Source organism: Brevibacterium spongiae, from assembly GCF_026168515.1.
GTDB classification, from domain to species: Bacteria; Actinomycetota; Actinomycetes; order Actinomycetales; family Brevibacteriaceae; genus Brevibacterium; species Brevibacterium spongiae.
The window spans coordinates 1,924,388-1,942,324 of sequence record NZ_CP093443.1 but is presented as its reverse complement, the minus strand read 5'-3'; the positions used below and the strand labels follow the sequence as shown (position 1 = coordinate 1,942,324).

Below are 17,937 nucleotides of genomic sequence, written 5' to 3'. Positions count from 1 at the left end.
ACTCGGAGACAATGGGGGACGAATGAGCCTTACGAGGAACGAGAAGACCCCCGAATGACGTCGACACCCACACCGAAACGCCAGCTGGCCAATGTCGGCCCCATCGCGCAGCTGCGCGGGGGTCGGTTGTGGCGACGCATCCCCCAGCTCATCCTCGGGCTCTACCTCTTCGGTGCGTCGATGGCGATGATGGTCAACGCGGGCCTGGGCATGATGCCGTGGGATGTGCTCAATGCCGGCGTCCTGCGGCATGTGCCGGTGACGTTCGGCACCGTCGTCACGGTGCTCTCGTTCGTCGTGCTGCTCATCTGGATCCCCCTGCGGCAGCAGCCGGGAATCGGCACGGTCCTCAACGCCCTGCTCATCGGTCCCTTTCTCGACCTCACCCGCCTGTTCCTGCCCGAGCCGGAGCACCTCGGCTGGCAGATCGCACTCATGGCCGGCGGCATCGTCCTCAACGGGCTCGCCTCGGCGATGTACATCGGCTCCCAGTTCGGTCCGGGACCGCGTGACGGTCTGATGACCGGCATCGCCCGCGTCACCGGCTGGTCGATCCGGCTCGTTCGCACCGGCATCGAGGTCACCGTCGTCGCAATCGGCTGGCCGCTGGGCGGAGTCGTCGGTGTCGGCACCGTCCTTTACGCGCTGGGAATCGGCCCGATCACTCAGGCACTGCTGCCGACCTTCACCGTCGAACTCCGCCCGAAGACGAAGAGCTGAAACCCGCCGAGGATCACGCCGCCGAAGCGGTCCCACCAAGCATGATGTCGCCCCGGATCACTCCATGGTGTCGAGGATGTCGACGAGGTCCTCGAACGTGGTGAGCGGATTGACGATCGCGAACCGTGCATTGGGCCGCCCCGCGTGGGAGCTGGGCACGACGAACGCCCGCTGATCCTCGAGCAGACGATCCGACCAGGCGTCGTAGTCGCTGCGCTCCCACCCGTCCCGTTCGAAGACGACGACGGAGAGTTCGGGCTCGCGCACGAGCCGCAGGTTCTCCCGCCGCCTGATCTCCGTGGCGATCTGCCGGGCTAGGTCGATCGAATGGCCGATCGCCTCCCGGTACGTCTCGGCACCGTAGCTGGCCAGCGAATACCACAGCGGCAGACCGCGGGGTCGCCTGGTCAGCTGGATGGCGAAGTCCGAAGGGCTCCAGTCCTGGGCATCGGTGAGGGTATCGAGGTACTCGGCCTTCTGCGTGTGCGCTCGCCGTCCCAGGTTCGGGTCCCGGTAGATCAGCGCGCAGGCGTCGAAGGGGGCGAAGAGCCATTTGTGAGGATCGACGATGAGCGAATCAGCCCGTTCGACCCCGGCGAACTTGTGCCGGGCCTGCGGCGAGAGCATCGCGGCGAGCCCGTAGGCGCCGTCGATGTGGAGCCAGAAGTCGAACTCCTCCTTCAACGCGGCGATCCCGGCGATGTCATCGATGGTCCCGAAATTCGTGGTCCCCGAGGTGGCCACCACCGCGATCACGGCATCGCCGTGTTCGGCCAATGCCTCCTTCACCCCTTCGGGTCGGAGGATTCCGTCGTCTCCGGTGGGCACGGGGGCGACGTCGACATCCATCACCTCGGCGGCCGAGGCGATGGACGAGTGCGCTTCGGCGCTGCACACGATCACCCACCGACCGGGCCGGGCGTCGCCGAACTTCTCCTTCTGGGCATTGCGGGCTGCGACCAGGGCGGAGAGATTGCCGATGGTTCCGCCCTGGACGAACACTCCCCCAGCTGTCTCGGGCAGTCCGAATTCCCCGGCCAGCCAACGCAGCACTTCGTTCTCCGCATGGACGACGCCAGCGCCTTCGAGCCAGGATCCGCCGTAGAGGGCGCTGGCGGAGACGACGAGGTCGAAGGCGACGGCGGCCTTCGTCGGGGCGCTGGGGATGAACGACAGGTACTTCGGGTGATCGGTCGAGATGCAGGCGGGGGCGAAGATGTGCTCGAAGATCGCCAGCGCCCGTGCGGAGCCCAGTCCCTCCTCGGTGACGGTGGGGCCGGCCAGGCGACGCAGTTCGGCCTCCGAGGTCGGATGGTCGAGCGGAGTGTCCTCGGCCAAGGTGCGGCGACGTGAGTATTCGAGCACCAGGTTCACGAGGTTGCGGGTCTCGTCGGAGACGACGTGCATGCGGGAATGAAGACTGTCGGTCATGGGGGCTCCTCGTCGGGCTCGATGGCGGTGGGGGTCTCCCACCGTGTACGAGACTAACGGCATCTGCACGGTTGCAGGTGACGACACAGTCGGATCGCAAGTTTTGATTTTCAGTCATCAGGCCTTGCGATTGGGTGGAGGGCTCAGGTAGGTTCGCCCCATGAGCGGTGATCAGCCACCCGAAGTGAGCGCGGAACGGGCGCGGGAAGCCATCGGCTGGAGCGGCCTGTCTCAACGACGGGTCGCCGAGGCCATCGGCATCGATGAGACGAAACTGTCCAAGGCCCTGGCCGGGCGCCGTCGCTTCACCGCCGAGGAGCTCCTCGGGTTGGCAACGGCCACGGGCGTGACCGTGCGGTGGATTCTCGGGGACGAGTCCCAGGTCTCCGCTCTGCCTCCGAAGCCGTCGTCCGCCGCCGACGCAACCGAAGAGGCGACCCCGAAGCGCACCATGGTCGAAGCGGCATGGACGCTGTTCGGCCGTCACGGTTTCGACGCCGTGCGCATCGCCGACATCGCCGAAGCCTCCGGCGTGTCGACGCCGAGCGTTCACTACTACTTCGCGAATAAGGCCGAACTCTTCGACGCCGCTCTGGACTATTCGGTCAAGCTCGCCTTCGACCGGCAGATCGCGTGGCTCGACGGCATCGCCGATCCCGCGCAGAGGCTCGAGAGGCTCCTTGAGCTGCAGTCGCCTCTGGGCCGAACCGAACGCGGAGAATGGTCGATCTGGCTGCAGACATGGACACGCCTGGCTCTTGAGGACGCGACGCTCGCTGACTACCCGCGAAGCTACAAACGCTGGTCGCAGACAGTGCAGACCACGATCGAAGACGGCCAACACGCTGGCCGCTTCCGTCCAGGCGATGCCCGCGCCATGGCCGATGAGCTCACTTCTCTGCTCGACGGACTCGGCATCAAAGTCCTCACCGGGGTGATGGACCAGGAGACCTTCACCCTGCGGCTGCGCAGCTACCTCGACCGTTCCATCCTCGACACCACCAGCAGAACCGATCAACAGAACATCAGAACTGTGCAAACAAAGGAGTCATCATGAATCGCAAGGTCATCCTCACCTGCGCCGTAACCGGGGCCGGAGACACCACGGGCAAAAGCGAACACGTACCCGTCACCCCCGAAGAGATCGCGAACGACGCGATCGCGGCCGCCCGTGCCGGTGCGTCCGTCGTCCACATCCACGTCCGTGACCTCGAGACGAAGCAGGGTTCACGTGAGGTCGCCTACTACCGTGATGTCGTCCGGCGCATCCGCGCCTCCGACGTCGACCCGGTCATCAACCTCACCGCGGGAATGGGCGGTGACCTCGTCGTCGACCCGCAGGACCCGCTGACAACGATGCCCGGAACCGACCTCATCAACGCCCTCGACCGTCTCCCCCACGTCGAGGAGCTGCTGCCGGAGATCTGCACGATCGACTGCGGAACCCTGAACTTCGGTGAGGGCTCGAACATCTACGTCTCCACCCCGGACATGCTCCGCGAGGGTTCGAAGCGGATCCAGACCCTCGGTGTGCGCCCGGAGATGGAGATCTTCGACACCGGCAACCTGTGGTTCGCCAATGTGCTCGTCGAAGAGGGCCTCATCGACGCCCCGCCGCTGTACCAGCTGTGCATGGGCATCCCCTATGGTGCCCCTGCCGATCCCGGCCTGCTCGCTGCGATGGTGAACATGCTGCCCAAGGGGGCACAGTTCACGTCGTTCGCGATCGGTGCGAACCAGCTGCCGTGGGTCGCCCAGTCCGTGCTCGCCGGCGGCCACGCCCGCGTCGGACTCGAGGACAACCTCTACATGTCCAAGGGCGTCAAGGCCACGAACGCCGACCTCACTTCCCGCGCCGTCGACATCATCACCAGCCTCGGTGCGTCCGTGGCCACCCCCGCCGAAGCCCGCGAGATCCTCGATCTGCGCGTGCAGACACCGACCATCACCGGAGGCGATCTGTGAACGATTCCACCACCTACCCCGAGTTCGCGTCGATCGGCACCGTCACCTGCGTCGGCGCCGGCACGATCGGCGGCGGCTGGGCCGCCTACTTCCTCGCGCAGGGATTCCGGGTCAAGATCTGGGACCCCGCTCCCGATGCCGCAGAGAAGTTCGCCCGGCTCCTCGACGCGGCCTGGCCCGCGCTGGCCGAACTCGATATGGTCCCGGGTGCTGACCGCAATGCCTGGTCGGTCCACACCGACCTCGCCGAGGCGGTCGCCGGCACCGGATTCGTCCAGGAGTCCGCACCCGAGGACCTGTCGCTCAAACGCGGGCTGCTGTCCCAGATCGATGCCGTGTGCGCCCCGCATGTCGTCATCGGTTCGTCGACGTCCGGCTACAGCATGACCGACATGGCCACCGAGGCGGCCCATCCCGAACGCCTCGTCGTCGGGCATCCGTTCAACCCGCCCTACCTCATCCCCCTCGTCGAGGTCGTCGGCGGTGAGCAGAGCTCGATGGCCGCGGTCGACTGGGCCGCTGACTTCTACACCCACATCGGCAAGTCCGTGATCCGCATGGATCGCGAGGTGCCGGGCTTCATCGCGAACCGCCTGCAGGAGGCCCAGTGGCGGGAGGCGCTGTACATGGTCGAGCAGGGTGAGGCCACAGTCGAGCAGATCGACCGCTCGATCACCGACGGGCCCGGCCTGCGGTGGCCCTTCCAGGGCCCCATGCTCACCTTCCACCTGGCGGGCGGCGAGGGCGGGATGGCGCATATGCTCGATCACTTCGGGCCATCGCTGAAGTCCCCCTGGACCCGATTGACCGCACCGGAGCTCAGCCAGTCTCTGCGTGACGATGTCGTGGCCGGGTGCGAGGTCGAGGCCGGGCCGCGCACCATCGCCGACCTCGTCGCTGCCCGCGATACGGGCATCATCGCCTTGCGCCGCCTCACTGCACAGCTGGCGGCAGTCGGCACCGAGCCCGCCGGCACCGAGCCCACCGCAGAGACCGGGACCACCACCCCCGCAGAAGCGACAGAGTCGAAAGTTCCGAGCGCCGCGCTGTCCCCTGATACCGAGGCTTCCCCCGACCTCGACGTCTATACCAGCGAGGTGGCCCCGGAGTGGATCGACTACAACGGGCACATGTCCGAGGCCTTCTACGTCCTCGTCTTCGGTTTCGCCACCGATCAGGTGATGGATCGCCTCGGCCTCGACGCGGACTACCGAACTACGGCGAAGGCGTCGCTGTACACCGTCGAATCCCACATCCGCTACCTCGACGAAGTCTCCCTCGGGGAGACGCTGACCGTGGTGCCGCACCTGGTGAGCGCGGGTGAGAAGAAGCTGCATCTGGCGTATGAGATGTTCGTCGGCGATCGAATCGTGGCCACCGAGGAGATCATGGCCCTCCACGTCGACCAGACCGACGACCGCGTCATCGCCTTCCCAGCCGAGGTGGCAGACAGGATCGCCGGCATCACTGCTGACCGTCCGGACTGGGTAGGACGGTCGATCGGCTGAGTTATCCTGAAATCCCCACCCGTCCACCGCGTCTGCACCTCCGAGTGCGAACGCCCTGCCCAGGAGTCGCTATGACCACCGCATCGGCCTCGACGGCGGCGATCACTTTCACCGCCGTGACCGAGCTTCTCAACGACCGTCCGATCATCCGTCTGCCCCAGGAAGCCAGCGATGAGCTGCCCTCGCGCGGTCAGGTCGCAGTCACCGGCACCCTCGACGGCACCGCATTCTCCACCGTCGTCGAACCCGACGGCAGGCGCGGACACTGGATCAACCTCGACGACGAACTCTGGACAGCGCTCGGCGAGTCCGAGGAGAAAAACGTCGAGGTCGGTCTCGACCCGACGAAGGACTGGCCGGAAGTCACGGTTCCCGACGATCTCCGTTCGGCCCTCGACGCGGCCGGTGACCTTGACGAGGTGTGGCAGGGGCTGACACCGATGGCCCGGTGGGAATGGGTGCGCTGGATCAGGTCGACGAAGAACGCGGACACTCGCGCCAGGCGCGTCGACGTCGCGATCTCGAAGCTCGAATCCGGGAAACGTCGCCCCTGCTGCTTCGACCTGTCATCGTGCACGGACCCGGAGCTGTCGAAGAACGGCAAGCTGCTCGGTCTGTCCTGATCAGGCGGCACCCTACTCGTGCGGCGTGGCACGAAGGGCCGCACGTTCGGGACGCACCGTCAGAGTCAGGACTGCGCCGATCACCGAGACCACGGTCGCCGCGGCGAAGAGCAGCCAGAATTCGCCGACCAAGGCGACCAGGCCGGCTCCAAGTAGCGGACCGACCAGCTGACCGAGGTTCGCCGAGCTGTTGACGAGGCTGAGATCCCGGGCATGATCGTCCGGGTCGAGCAGCAGATCGGTGGCCAGAGCGAGACTCACGGCCATATAGGCTCCGTACCCTGCTCCCATGACGCCTGCGGCCACGGCGGTGGCGGTGAAGTTCGGGCTGATGAGGATGATCACTCCCGAGCACGCCTGGACGAGTGCCGAGACGACCGTCCACAGTCTCCGGTTGCCGCGTCGGTCCGAGACAGTTCCGACGATGATCGAGGCGATGACGACGAAGATCGTGTAGATGACGATGAGCACGAGCAGTCTGTCCTCGGCCTCCGCAGCGGGAACCATGATGCCGTAGAGCAGGAAGAACAGCAGCAGTGACGTGCCGAAGGCGTTGCCGACGTTGACGGTGAACCGGCTGATGAGCAGCCTGGTGAAACTCTGATCGAGCAGTGAGGAGATGCTGGCCCGGTTCAGCTCCCTGCGGGCGTGCAGCGCGAGCACCGCCTCGTGCGGCAGCGGCGGGTCGGGCAGCAGGATCGCGGTCGCGGTCCCGACGACGAGGATGAACCCGGCCAGCACCACATAGGAGGCTCCGGTGCTCAGGTCCAACAACACGATGACTCCGACACCGACGACGATGCCGACCGCCTGCGCAGAGCTGGACGCAGCCGACGCGGTGCCTCTCTGATCCTCGAGCTGGTCGGCGATGAGCGCCGTCAGCGCCGCCGAGGCCATGGACACTCCCACCGAGGTGACGATCCACGCGGCACCGACCCACAGGGGGCCGTCGGCGGTCCCGGTCAGCAGAAGCCCGATGGCTGCAGCCACTGAGCCGGAGATCGCCCAGGGACGCCGCCTGCCGAAGCGGGAGCGCGTGCGGTCGGAGAAGCGTCCCGCCAACGGTGCCGCGATGATCCCGGCGAGCCCGCCGGCGGAGAGCACCAGACCTGACCACACGACTCCATCGATCCAATGCCCGGATTGGGTATCGAGCTGCAAGGGCAGAAGCAGCTGGATCGGGGTGAGCTGCACGGTCCAGATCGCCAGCCAAGCGAGGGTGAACCACACCATCCACACAGGTGAGACATGTGCACGGACCGGTGAACCGCCTCGGTGACGGGGATCGATCGCGCCGTTCATCGTCGCGCCGCGGCGATGAGGTCGCGATACCAGCGGTAGGAGGCTTTCGGGGTTCGTGTCCCCGACGCCATATCGACGTGGACGAGTCCGAAGCGCTGCGTCCAGCCCTCGGCCCATTCGAAGTTGTCGAGCAGGGACCACACGGTGTATCCGTCGATGCGCACTCCGGCTTCTCCGGCCTCCGCGACGGCCGCGAGATGGGAGGCGAGGTAGTCGATGCGCGCGGTGTCCTCGATCTCACCCGCGACGCTGTCCGGTTCGGGGAAGGACGCTCCGTTCTCGGCGATGACGATGGGAGGCAGGAGGGAACCGTAGCGCCTATCCATATCTGTCAGGAAGTCCCGCAGCGTGTCCGGACGGATCGGCCACAGAGGTCCGAATCCCGTGGTCGCGGCGCCGGGTGTCGGGATCATCTCGAAGGGCAGCGGACCTGTCGAGGCACCCACGGTGATCGGATTGTAGTAGTTGAGTCCGTAGATTTCGTTCGGTGCGCTGATGAGCTCCATGTCCCCGTCGACGACCGGCATTTCGACCCCGAAACGACTGAGGTCGGGATAGGTGCCGGTGAGCAGCGGGTCGGCGAAGAGCCGGTTCATGATCGCGTCGAGCGTCGATGCCGCGATCTGGTCGTCCTCGGACTCCGACGCAGGCAGGATGAGGCTGTGGTTGATGGTCGGTGCGGCCTGCACGGCACCGTTGTCGCGCAGGACCGGTGCGGTCAGGCCGTGAGCGAGCAGCTGGTGGTGGACGGTCGGCAGTGCGTCGAAGAGCAGGCTGCGACCCGGTGCCAATTCGCCGAGCGCGTACCCCTGCAGGGAGGTCGAGGCGGGTTCGTTGATCGTGAACCAGTGGCGGACCCGATCGCCGAGGCGGTCTGACACGGTGGCGGCGAACTCGGTGAAACGGTGCGCGGTGTCTCTCGTCAGCCACCCTCCGGAGGCTTCGAGAGCCACGGGCAGGTCCCAGTGGTACAGGGTCGGTTCCGGTGTGATTCCGGCATCCAGGAGGGCGTCGACGAGACGGTCGTAGTAGTCGAGACCGACCTCGTTGGCTGACTCGTCGTTGCCTGCGTCGGGGATGACTCGGGTCCAGGAGATCGAGAAGCGGTAGCGGTCGACGCCGAGTCCCGAGAGCAGCGCGACGTCCTCGGCGAATCGGTGGTAGCTGTCGGGACCCGGCTCTGCGCTGCTGCCATCGACGACGGCGCCCGGAGTGTCGACGAAGTCGTCCCAGATGCTGCGACCACGGCCGTCGAGGCTGCGCGCGCCCTCGATCTGGAAGGCGGCGGTCGCCGCGGAGAAGCGCAGGCCGGCCAAACTGCGCGCATCCAGCTGGTCTCTGCCGTCCATGCGTCGAATATGTCACGGATAGTCACGGGCCGCAACGGCTTCCACGGAAGCGCGTGCAGACCCACGCACAGAAACGGAAAAGGCCCGGATTCTCACCGAATCCGAGCCTTGATCGTGGAGCTTAGGGGAATCGAACCCCTGACCTTTTCATTGCGAACGAAACGCTCTACCAACTGAGCTAAAGCCCCTTGCGGTTCTCAAGTTTACGCCTCCTGCCCATCGCAGACCAAAACGGGCACGGTGCAGAGGAGCAACCCCCTCACCAGGGCACCGATCCCTGGTGACTGTTCGGTTCGGCGGGTACAGTCGGGACCAGGTCCCCTCAATGAAAGGACGTGTTATGGCAGAGGAATTCGGAACAGTCGTCATCGGCGCAGGCATCGGCGGCGGCACCGTCGTCGAAGAGCTGCGGGACGCAGGCTATGCCGGGTCGATCGCACTCGTCGGTGCAGATCCGGCCGCTCCGTACTACCGGCCCGACCTGTCGAAGAAGGTCATGCTCGAGGGATCGGACCCCGCCGATTCCGCACTGCGTGGTGAAGACTGGTACTCAGCACACGACGTCAGCACATTCTTCGGCACAGCCGTGACTGCGATCGATCCGGCGTCACAGACGGTGACCCTCGGCGATGATCAGCAGCTGACGTACGGGCAGGCGATCCTCGCCACCGGATCGACGCCGCGCACCCTCGATGTGCCCGGCGCTCAGTTGGGCAATATCCACACCCTCCGCGACGCCGGTGACGCCGTGGCGATCCGCTCCCAGTTCGGCGAGGGCAAGAAGGTCGCCGTCATCGGCGGCGGCTGGATCGGCCTCGAGGTCGCGGCTGCGGCGAAGACCCACGGCTGTGATGTCACTGTCATCCTCCATACCGATGCTCCCCCGCTGTCGTCGGTTCTCGGCACGCAGCTCGGCGAGTACTTCGAAGAGCTTCACCGGAAGAACGGAGTGAACTTCCTCAAGCAGGCGGACACCACCGCTTTCACCGGCTCTGATGCCGTCGAAGCCGTCGAGACGAGCGCAGGCAGCGTCCCAGCCGATCTCGTCGTCGTCGGCATCGGCGCGGATCCGACGACCGGTCCGGCCGCCTCGGCGGGACTGACCGTCGATGACGGGGTGGTCGTCGATGAGCACATGCGCTCGTCCGATGGCAGCATCCTGGCCATCGGAGACATCGCGAATGCGCAGAATGTCCTCCGCGACGAGCGACTGCGCGTCGAACACTGGGACAACGCCGTGCGACAGGCGGCTGTCGCGGCCTCGACGATCACCGGCGGATCCGCGGTCTATGATTGGCAGCCGTATTTCTACACCGACCAGTTCGATCTCGGCATGGAGTATGTCGGACGGGGCGGTCCCGATGATGACGTCGTCATCCGAGGCGACAAGGCATCCGATGAGTTCATCGTGTTCTGGCACCGCGACGGTCGAGTCACGGCGGCGATGAATGTCAATGTCTGGGACTACGGTGACGAGTTGCGCGCCCTCATCGGCAAGGAGGTTCCGGCCGCCCGGCTGGCCGATGAGCAGGTGTCTGTCGGCGAACTCTGAACCGTGCCTGCCCGCTCCGAGTTCATCCCCGCCGCAGTGCGGCGGGGATGAACTCGCGCAGGTGGGCCGCGAACGCGTGAGGATGGCTGCGATGCCAATCATGGCCCATACCGGACACGATGCGCAGTTCGGCTCCGTCGATGCCCGCCGCCAGCTGCCTGGACGCGGGCTTGTTCGCGATATCTCGGCTTCCGCACCACACCGCTGTCGGCACGGTGATGTCGCCGAGGCTGTCCCGCAGATCCGCGGCTTCCACCGCTTCGTACATGGCCAAGGTCTCAGCCTTCGTCGACCCGTACCCGGTGAACGCTGAGTCGGGAAGCCGCGCTGAGATGTGCCATTGCACCCGCATCATCCACTTCGGCGGGCGCACCTGAGCCCCGGAGGCGACCAGGACATCGATCTCTGCGGGCCGAGCCGCGGCTGCTGCGGCGGTCGCCGTCATCGCACCCAGGGACAAGCCGCACAGCACGGTCGTCGCATCGGGATCGGCGATTCCGAGCACTGACTGCGCGGCCGCTTCGAGGTCGAATCCTCCCGATTCCGTGCCACCGAGCTGTGCAAGCTCCGGTGCGCGGCAGGTCCAGTCCTCGGGAAGTGAGGCGATGACTTCGTCCCACGCCGAGGCGGTCTCCCCCGCTCCGTGGAGGAATATCAGTTCGAGCATGCCACCGGTCATCGCGTCTCCTCTGCTCCGTTGACCATCCTAATCGGCCCTCTGGCATCCTGGTAGACATGGATTCGCTCTTCGCCGATGAGGCCTTCGACCGCCGCCCAGAGATCGTCGCTCCCGGTGCGGTCTGGGTGCCGGGGTTCCTCACACCCGAGGCACAGTCGTGGATCATCGCCCGGTACGCCGAATGGCAGTCCGGACCCGTTCCCCCGCATGCCACGACGATCGCCGGGCACCCGATGAGTGTGAAGACGATCGGACTGGGGTGGCACTGGAGACCGGGCGTCTACGACCGTCTGGCCGCTGACGTCAACGGCCGAGCTGTGCTGCCGTTCCCCGACTGGATGACCAGACTCGGCCGACAGGTGCTGCAGGCGGCAACGGAGGTGGTCGCAGCCGACGCAGAGTACGGTCCGCAGGCCGCCGCCCTGTGGGGGTTCGATCCCGGCGCCTACCAACCGGATGTGGCGCTCGTGAACTACTACGATGCACACGCGAAGATGGGCATGCACCAGGACAAGGACGAATTCGATCCCGCACCTGTCGTCTCCCTGTCGCTGGGCGATACGTGCCTGTTCAGGTTCGGCAACACGGTCAACCGCAACCGGCCGTTTGAGGACCTGCGATTGGCCTCAGGGGACGCTTTCGTCTTCGGCGGACCCGCCCGGTTCGCCTTTCACGGGGTGAAGGCCATTCAACCGGCAACCGCGCCTGAGCACGGACGGCTGGACCACCTCGGCGGGGGCAGGATCAATATCACCATGCGCACCACAGGTCGCGACTGAACCGAGGTGCTCGGCAGCCCCAGCCCTGAAGGGCAGGCCCTGGCAGCTGCGCGACTGAGCTCGGACCTTCCAGCGGCCACGGTTCCCTGAGCTCACACCTCGTCGGATTCGACGTCGGTGACGCCCTCGGGCGGGGACGCCAGACGGTTCGGTGAGGTCTTGCGGAAGACCGGCTGGCCTGAGAGCACCGTCGACCGGGCGAGCGTATTGCTGGCCACCGACGACACGATGATCAGACACAGAACGGCGACGACGGCCATGAGCAGCGACGACCACGAGAAGCCTGCCGAGTGCAGATCGAAGACGTAGGCTGCGGCCACGATGAGCGGCATGCCCAGTCCCGTGGCGGGTGAGAACACATTGATCCGGGACAGCGCGTCACGGACGCGGAACATCGCCAGCGCGGAGGCGAGCAGCAGCAGCGAACCCGTGATGCCGAAGATGCCGACGAGGACGGTGGCGAGGGTCTCGTTCATCAGCGGTGCCCCCTCGTGAGGATGCGCGACAGGGCGATCGTGGCGAGGATGCCGACCATCGAGGCCAGGAACACGACGTCGAGGACGATCGACGACGACACCGTGATGCCGAGCATCGTGACGATCGCGATGGCGGAGAAGTAGATGAGGTCGGAGACCACGGCGCGCGAACCCTGATCGCGGGCGGTGAGCACCCGAATCAGTCCGATGATGATGGCCGCGGCCAGGATGACGGCACAGATGCCGGCGATGACGATCATGGCAGTTCTCCTTCCGGCTCGGAGCGCGGTGCCCTGCCGCGGGTCATGGCGAGCAGTCGGGACTCCATGTCGATGAGGCCGTCCAAGGCGTCCGCTTCGGAATCCTCGAACAGGGCGTGGACGAAGATCACCGGCGGGGTCGTCGAGGTTCCGGCCGCGATCGCGGTGACCAGGGTGCCCGGCGTGATCGTGATCGATGAGGCGAAGAGAGAGACTTCGAGGTCGGTGGCACAGCGCATCGGCAGTTCGACGATCATCGGCTGGGCGTAGTCGGTGCGGAAGAGACGGGCGACGATCGTGGCCGAACCGGTGATGATGGCCCAGACGATATAGCAGACGTAGGACACGCCGTGGACGAGTCGCATCATGGTGTCATCACCGCCTGAATGTAGTCACTGTGGTCGAGCAGTCCGGTCGCCGCCCGGTGCGTGATCTCCAGCAGCGGCTCCGGGAAGACGAAGAGGGCGACGGAGACGCCGATCATGACCGTTGCGGGCACGAGCAGACGGGCGGGAATGCGCACGCTGCGCAGGATGGGCTCTGCCGGTGCTCGACCGGTCTCTGCCGAGTCCGGGCGGTAGGTCTGCATCGGCGGCCCCCAGAATGTGTTGCGCCAGGTCCGCTGCAGAGCGAGCAGGCTGATGAGCGCACCGGCGACGATGGCCGCGACGATGATCCAACCGGTTCCCGCTCCGAAGTCAGTGGCCGCGGTGATGAGTCCGACCTTGCCCCACAGCCCCGAAGTCGGCGGCAGTCCGACGAGCGAGAAGAGGCCGAGGATCATCAGCGCCGCGGCCCATCTCTCGCGCGATGCCAGCCCTGAGAGCTTCCGGAAGGACCCTGTGCCATACGTCTGTTCGACAGCACCCATGATGAGCAGCAGCCCGGACATCGTGATCATGTGATGGATCAGGTAGAAGGCGCCGGCTCCGAGCGCAGCGGATGTCAGCAGGGTGACGCCGACGAGGATGTGCCCGACGCCGGCGACCATCTGGAATCCGAGGACGTTGCGTACGCGGTCCTGGCCGAACCCGGAGAGCGCACCGATCAGGATGCTCACGACCGCGACGATGAGGAGCACGTTCACCCAGGGTGCGGGTTCGCCGTAGACGGTGGTGTAGATGCGGTAGACGGCGTAGAGCCCGACCTTCGAATGCAGACCGGAGAACAGGGACATCATGCCCGCCGAGGTGTTCGGATAGCTGCGGACCAGCCACCCGTGGAAGGGTGCGCCGCCGGCCTTGATGAACAGCGACAGCAGCACCACGCCGAGAGCGATTCCCGCCTGTCCGGTCGGCCGTCCCTGGTCGGCGAGGACCGCCAGGTTGACTGTGCCGGTCGCACCGTAGACGAAGCCGACGCCGATGAGCAGCATCGTCGAGGTGAGCAGGTTGACCATGACGTAGAGGCGGCCGATGCCCAGCCTGCGCCAGGTGCCGGTCACGGCGATGAGCGCGTAGGCCGGCAGCATCATCACTTCGACGAAGACGAAGAAGTTGAACAGGTCCCCGGTCAGCAGAGCACCGTACACTCCGGTGAGCATCATGAGGATGAGCGCCGGAACGAACCGGTACTGGTCCTCGCCCGTGGTGATGAGGAACAGGCAGCTGATGAAGGCGACCAAGGACGTGAGCACGAGCATGATCGCGGTGAAGGTGTCGGAGACGAAGACGATCGCCAGACCCGGCACATAGTCACCCACCGAATGTGCGAGCACCGGGGTCGACTGGTGGAAGACGAGCAGCCACCCGCCGCTGACGCCGACGAAGAGCGGAGCCGCCAGGAGCAGGAGCCGGTCGACGGTGCGTGAGGTGATGAGGACGCTCAGCGCCGAGGCGAGCAGAGGCAGTCCGATGAGGAGGAGAAGCAGGGCCGAGTTCATGAGTCGCGCTCCTCTCCTGTCTCGGGGTTGCGTTTCTGGTCGTCGTCATGGCCGAGCACTGCCAGCGCGAGCATGAAGATCGTCACGGCCAAGGTGATGACGATGGCTGTGAGCACGAAGGCCTGCGGCAGCGGGTCGGCGGCTTCGGAGAGTCCGCTGCGTCCGGCGAGCGGCTCGCCTCTCCAGGCACCGACTCCGGCCGAGAGCAGAATGAAGTTCGCGGCATGCGAGATGAGGGTGAGTCCGAAGACGCCCCTGACCATCGAACGCTGCATCATGAGGTAGACGCCGCCGGCGGTGAGCACGCCGATCGTCAGTGCCAGAATCATGCGTCCTCCTCTCCGTCGGCAGGTGGGTCCCCGTGGAGGATGTGCGTCGAGGTGGCGCGCACCTTCTTCTCCTCCTCTTCGATGACGCCGCGGCGGCTGCGGTCCGGGCGTTCCCCGCGGATGGCGTCCATCGGGCCGCGGAGCTCACCGTAGAGCAGCTCATCGGCGCGTTCCCTGGTGCGTTCGACATCGCGGCGGATGATGCCGTTGGTGAGCACATCGTCACCGGCCGGTGTCGCAGCCGAATCGGACACGCCGAGGAGGTTGAACGAGAGCAGCATGAGCCCGAGCACCGCGAGGTAGACGCCGAGGTCGAAGAGCATCGACGTCGTCCAGTGCTGTCCGGCGAATTCGGTGTGCATGGGTTTGAGGAACGACCCGGCGAACAGCAGACCGATGATGCCGGTGACCACGGCGACCGCGACACCGGAGCCGATGAGGTACAGCGGCGCGCGCGGCGGGCCGATCGCCCGGTCCTTCGGCGTGGACAGATAAGCGAGGCCGATGACGGCCGCACCGATGAGCGCGGCGATGAATCCTCCGCCGGGCGAATTGTGCCCGCGCCAGAACACCACCAGCGAGGTCACGGCCAGCAGCGGACCGAGGACCTTGATCGTCAGCTGCAGAGGGATGACGTTCGGCCAGGCTTCGTGCACCGCACGATAGGCCGTGGTGCCCTTCGGTCGGATCGACACCCAGGGCGGCCGCGGAGGTTCGGGGATGTTCTCGGCCGGCGGGTCGATGAACTTGTCCTTGACCGTCGACATCACCGCGACGATCGCGATGCCGGCCATCCCGAGCACCGTGAGCTCCCCCAGGGTGTCGAGGGCACGGAACTCGACGAGGATGGTGTTGACGATGTTGTCTCCGCCGCTGATGTCGGGAGCGTTCTCGAGATAGTACTGCCCCAGGGCGGAGCGTTCCCGCCGTCCGTTGAGGACGAGGGTGAGACCCGCCATCGCCGCACCGACGATGACCGCCAGGAGGACACGCGGGAACTGCTTGCGCTTCGGATAGCGCCAGAACGAGCGCGGCAGCTTCTGCAGCACGAGCATGATGACGATGATCGTCATCGCTTCGACGAGCAGCTGGGTGAGCGTGACGTCGGGGGCGCCGAGAGCGAGGATCTGGACGGTGGCGAGGATCCCGATAGCGGAGAGTGCGACCACTGTCGTCAGTCGCGAATGCGAGGTGCACAGAACGAGGACTGCGACGGTGATGAGAACCAGCAGAATGAGGTCGACCGGTCGGCTCAGTCCCTGCTGGAGCGGCGGCAGTTCGGGGAAGACGACGGGGATCGCGCAGAACGCCAGCAGGCTCAGCCCGCCCAGAGACATCGCGAGATACGGTCCGGAATTCATCGGGCGGACGAAGACGCTGAGGCCGTGGCCGAAGCGGCGCAGGCCGGCATTCAGTCCGTCGATGACGTCTGCACCGTCGAATGGCAGCGTGGCCCGGTGGAAGAAGACGAACACGCGGGAGCGGCGGAGGATGATGACTGCGCCGATGGCGATGATGAGCCCGGAGGCGAGCAGTTCGATGGTGAGGCCGTGCCACAGCGCCAAGTGCACTTCGCCGGTGGCTTCGGGCATCGCCGCCCGGACCACTTGGTCGAGCGGGTTGTCGAAGAGGAAGAGGACGAAGCTCAGCGGGATCGACGCGAGGATCGGCACGGCCGCTGCGGTGAGCATCACTGCGGACCCCTTGTGCACCTGCCGCGGTTCGGGGTCACGGCCGTCGATGAAGCATCCCCAGACGGTCTTGGCGCAGTAGGCGAAGGTGAGAACGGAGGCCCCGACCGCGACGAACAGAGCCACCCAGCCGGCCCACGGGCCGCCAGGTGCCTCGCCGAGGGCGGTGAAGAGGGATTCCTTGGATACGAAGCCCAAAAGCGGCGGGATTCCGGCCATCGAGGCGCAGCCGACGATGAGGACGACGAACGCGACCGGGGCACGGCCCATGAGCTTCGGGATCCGCGCGAGGTCGCGGGTGCCTGCCATGTGATCGACGACGCCGACCATCATGAACAGGCCGGACTTGAACAGCGCATGGGCGATGACGTGCAGGGTCGCCGCCGCAACCGCGGCTTCGGTGCCGACCCCGATGACGGCGGTGATGAGGCCGAGCTGCGAGACCGTCGAATAGGCCATGAGCTTCTTCACGTCGTGCTGGTTGAGTGCGAACCAGCCGCCCAGACAGGCGGTGAGCAGCCCCGAGGCGATGAGCAGGACGTTCCACGCCGGGGTGGCCTGGAAGGTCGGGGAGAACCGCAGCATGAGGAAGATTCCGGCCTTGACGACCGCGGCCGCGTGCAGATAGGCCGAGACCGGGGTCGCTGCGGCCATGGCGTCGGGCAGCCACGGGTGGAACGGGAACTGCGCCGATTTCGTCATCGCGGCGATACCGACGAGGAGAGCGACCGCGGTCGTCACCTCGGGCTGGCCCGCCCACACCGGGGACGTGATCGCCTCGCTGAGGTTCGTCGTCCCAGTCACCGCGATGATCACACCGGTGGCCACGAGCAGGCTGAGTCCGCCGATGAAGGTGAAGAACATGGTCCGCAGCGCCGGAGCCTGGCCGGGCGAGCCGGACCGCGCGATGAGGAAGAACGACGCCAGTGAGGTCAGCTCCCAGCAGACGAACAGCACGAGGACGTCGTTGCTGAGCACGAGCGCGACCATGGAGAAGGTGAAGATCACCATGAGCCAGTAGAAGCTCGTATTGCGCCCGGGTGGGAGGTACTTCGTCGAGTAGGCGAAGACGACGGCACCGATGATCAGCGCGATGTAGGTGAAGACGACTCCGATGCCGTCGGCGCGCAGGGCGAGGTCGACGCCGAAGCGAGGAATCCACGGATAGCTCACTTCCGGGGTGGTCCCGGCCATCACCTCGGCGGCGGTGGGTGTGAACAGTGCGGCAACAGCCAGATAGGCGAGAGCCAATGGCCAACCGCTGGCCCTGCCTGCGAAGCGGGTGATCGCCGGAGTGATGACGACGAGCGCGGCCAGTGCGATAAGCGTTAGGATCATGACCGGGCCTCAGCGGCCGCAGACGCAGGTGACGGTTCTCTCACTCACTGATC

At 66.2% G+C, this 17,937-nt stretch carries 17 protein-coding genes and 1 tRNA gene; 7 read left to right on the top strand and 11 right to left on the bottom strand.

The features are described from left to right. The first annotated feature begins 54 nt into the window (after window positions 1–54). A complete protein-coding gene (gene yczE / locus L1F31_RS08755) occupies window positions 55–720 on the top strand; it encodes a membrane protein YczE (RefSeq protein ID WP_265420254.1) in 666 nt (221 codons plus the stop codon). 57 nt (window positions 721–777) lie between these two features. Here yczE and L1F31_RS08750 read toward each other — a convergent pair whose 3' ends face one another. Further along, a complete protein-coding gene (locus L1F31_RS08750) occupies window positions 778–2,151 on the bottom strand; it encodes a pyridoxal phosphate-dependent decarboxylase family protein (RefSeq protein ID WP_265420253.1) in 1,374 nt (457 codons plus the stop codon). A 160-nt stretch (window positions 2,152–2,311) separates the two neighbouring features. Between L1F31_RS08750 and L1F31_RS08745 the strand changes: the two genes are divergently transcribed. The 4 genes from L1F31_RS08745 (at window position 2,312) to L1F31_RS08730 (ending at window position 6,247) form a co-directional block, all read left to right on the top strand. Further along, window positions 2,312–3,208, top strand: a complete 897-nt coding sequence (locus L1F31_RS08745) for a TetR family transcriptional regulator C-terminal domain-containing protein (protein ID WP_265420252.1) — start codon at window positions 2,312–2,314, stop codon at window positions 3,206–3,208. Beyond that, complete coding sequence (locus L1F31_RS08740; protein WP_265420251.1) at window positions 3,205–4,116, top strand: beta-keto acid cleavage family enzyme; 912 nt, start codon at window positions 3,205–3,207, stop codon at window positions 4,114–4,116. Before L1F31_RS08745 ends, L1F31_RS08740 begins: the two co-directional genes overlap by 4 nt. Next, window positions 4,113–5,624 (top strand): 3-hydroxyacyl-CoA dehydrogenase NAD-binding domain-containing protein, encoded by a 1,512-nt coding sequence (locus tag L1F31_RS08735; RefSeq protein ID WP_265420250.1) that lies wholly within the window; start codon window positions 4,113–4,115, stop codon window positions 5,622–5,624. The genes L1F31_RS08740 and L1F31_RS08735 overlap by 4 nt, the downstream gene beginning before the upstream one ends. A 71-nt stretch (window positions 5,625–5,695) precedes the next feature. After that, entirely contained in the window at window positions 5,696–6,247 is a 552-nt protein-coding gene (locus tag L1F31_RS08730; protein ID WP_265420249.1) for a YdeI/OmpD-associated family protein, read from the top strand. Window positions 6,248–6,259: 12 nt separating this feature from the next. Here the strand turns inward: L1F31_RS08730 and L1F31_RS08725 are convergent, their stop codons facing one another. From L1F31_RS08725 to L1F31_RS08715, 3 genes are all read right to left on the bottom strand, one after another. Then, on the bottom strand, window positions 6,260–7,549 hold the full coding sequence (locus tag L1F31_RS08725) for an MFS transporter (RefSeq protein ID WP_429860953.1): 1,290 nt from the start codon (window positions 7,547–7,549) through the stop codon (window positions 6,260–6,262). Further along, complete coding sequence (locus L1F31_RS08720) at window positions 7,546–8,898, bottom strand: GH1 family beta-glucosidase (protein WP_265420248.1); 1,353 nt, start codon at window positions 8,896–8,898, stop codon at window positions 7,546–7,548. The genes L1F31_RS08725 and L1F31_RS08720 overlap by 4 nt, the downstream gene beginning before the upstream one ends. A gap of 115 nt (window positions 8,899–9,013) precedes the next feature. Continuing rightward, window positions 9,014–9,086: transfer RNA gene (locus tag L1F31_RS08715), tRNA-Ala, on the bottom strand. Between the two features lie 152 nt (window positions 9,087–9,238). Between L1F31_RS08715 and L1F31_RS08710 the strand changes: the two genes are divergently transcribed. Next, window positions 9,239–10,450: an NAD(P)/FAD-dependent oxidoreductase gene (locus L1F31_RS08710; RefSeq protein WP_265420247.1), complete on the top strand. Its 1,212-nt coding sequence runs from the start codon at window positions 9,239–9,241 to the stop codon at window positions 10,448–10,450. A gap of 22 nt (window positions 10,451–10,472) precedes the next feature. Here L1F31_RS08710 and L1F31_RS08705 read toward each other — a convergent pair whose 3' ends face one another. Next, entirely contained in the window at window positions 10,473–11,129 is a 657-nt protein-coding gene (locus L1F31_RS08705; RefSeq protein ID WP_265420246.1) for an alpha/beta fold hydrolase, read from the bottom strand. Window positions 11,130–11,185: 56 nt separating this feature from the next. Here L1F31_RS08705 and L1F31_RS08700 point away from each other — a divergent pair, with 56 nt between their 5' ends. Beyond that, entirely contained in the window at window positions 11,186–11,908 is a 723-nt protein-coding gene (locus L1F31_RS08700; RefSeq protein ID WP_265420245.1) for an alpha-ketoglutarate-dependent dioxygenase AlkB, read from the top strand. A 92-nt stretch (window positions 11,909–12,000) separates the two neighbouring features. Here L1F31_RS08700 and L1F31_RS08695 read toward each other — a convergent pair whose 3' ends face one another. Genes L1F31_RS08695 through L1F31_RS08670 form a run of 6 tightly spaced genes read right to left on the bottom strand, consistent with a single transcriptional unit; the run spans window position 12,001 to window position 17,884 of the window. Next, window positions 12,001–12,384 (bottom strand): cation:proton antiporter, encoded by a 384-nt coding sequence (locus tag L1F31_RS08695; protein WP_265420244.1) that lies wholly within the window; start codon window positions 12,382–12,384, stop codon window positions 12,001–12,003. Continuing rightward, window positions 12,384–12,644, bottom strand: coding sequence for a monovalent cation/H+ antiporter complex subunit F (locus tag L1F31_RS08690; RefSeq protein ID WP_265420243.1), 261 nt, complete (start codon window positions 12,642–12,644; stop codon window positions 12,384–12,386). Before L1F31_RS08690 ends, L1F31_RS08695 begins: the two co-directional genes overlap by 1 nt. After that, a complete protein-coding gene (locus tag L1F31_RS08685; RefSeq protein WP_265420242.1) occupies window positions 12,641–13,012 on the bottom strand; it encodes a Na+/H+ antiporter subunit E in 372 nt (123 codons plus the stop codon). Before L1F31_RS08685 ends, L1F31_RS08690 begins: the two co-directional genes overlap by 4 nt. Then, window positions 13,009–14,526, bottom strand: coding sequence for a monovalent cation/H+ antiporter subunit D family protein (locus L1F31_RS08680; RefSeq protein WP_265420241.1), 1,518 nt, complete (start codon window positions 14,524–14,526; stop codon window positions 13,009–13,011). The genes L1F31_RS08685 and L1F31_RS08680 overlap by 4 nt, the downstream gene beginning before the upstream one ends. After that, window positions 14,523–14,855 carry a sodium:proton antiporter gene (locus L1F31_RS08675; RefSeq protein ID WP_265420240.1) on the bottom strand — a complete coding sequence of 111 codons (333 nt, stop codon included), beginning with the start codon at window positions 14,853–14,855 and terminating at the stop codon, window positions 14,523–14,525. The genes L1F31_RS08680 and L1F31_RS08675 overlap by 4 nt, the downstream gene beginning before the upstream one ends. Beyond that, window positions 14,852–17,884, bottom strand: a complete 3,033-nt coding sequence (locus L1F31_RS08670; RefSeq protein WP_265420239.1) for a DUF4040 family protein — start codon at window positions 17,882–17,884, stop codon at window positions 14,852–14,854. The genes L1F31_RS08675 and L1F31_RS08670 overlap by 4 nt, the downstream gene beginning before the upstream one ends. Between the last annotated feature and the right edge of the window lie 53 nt (window positions 17,885–17,937).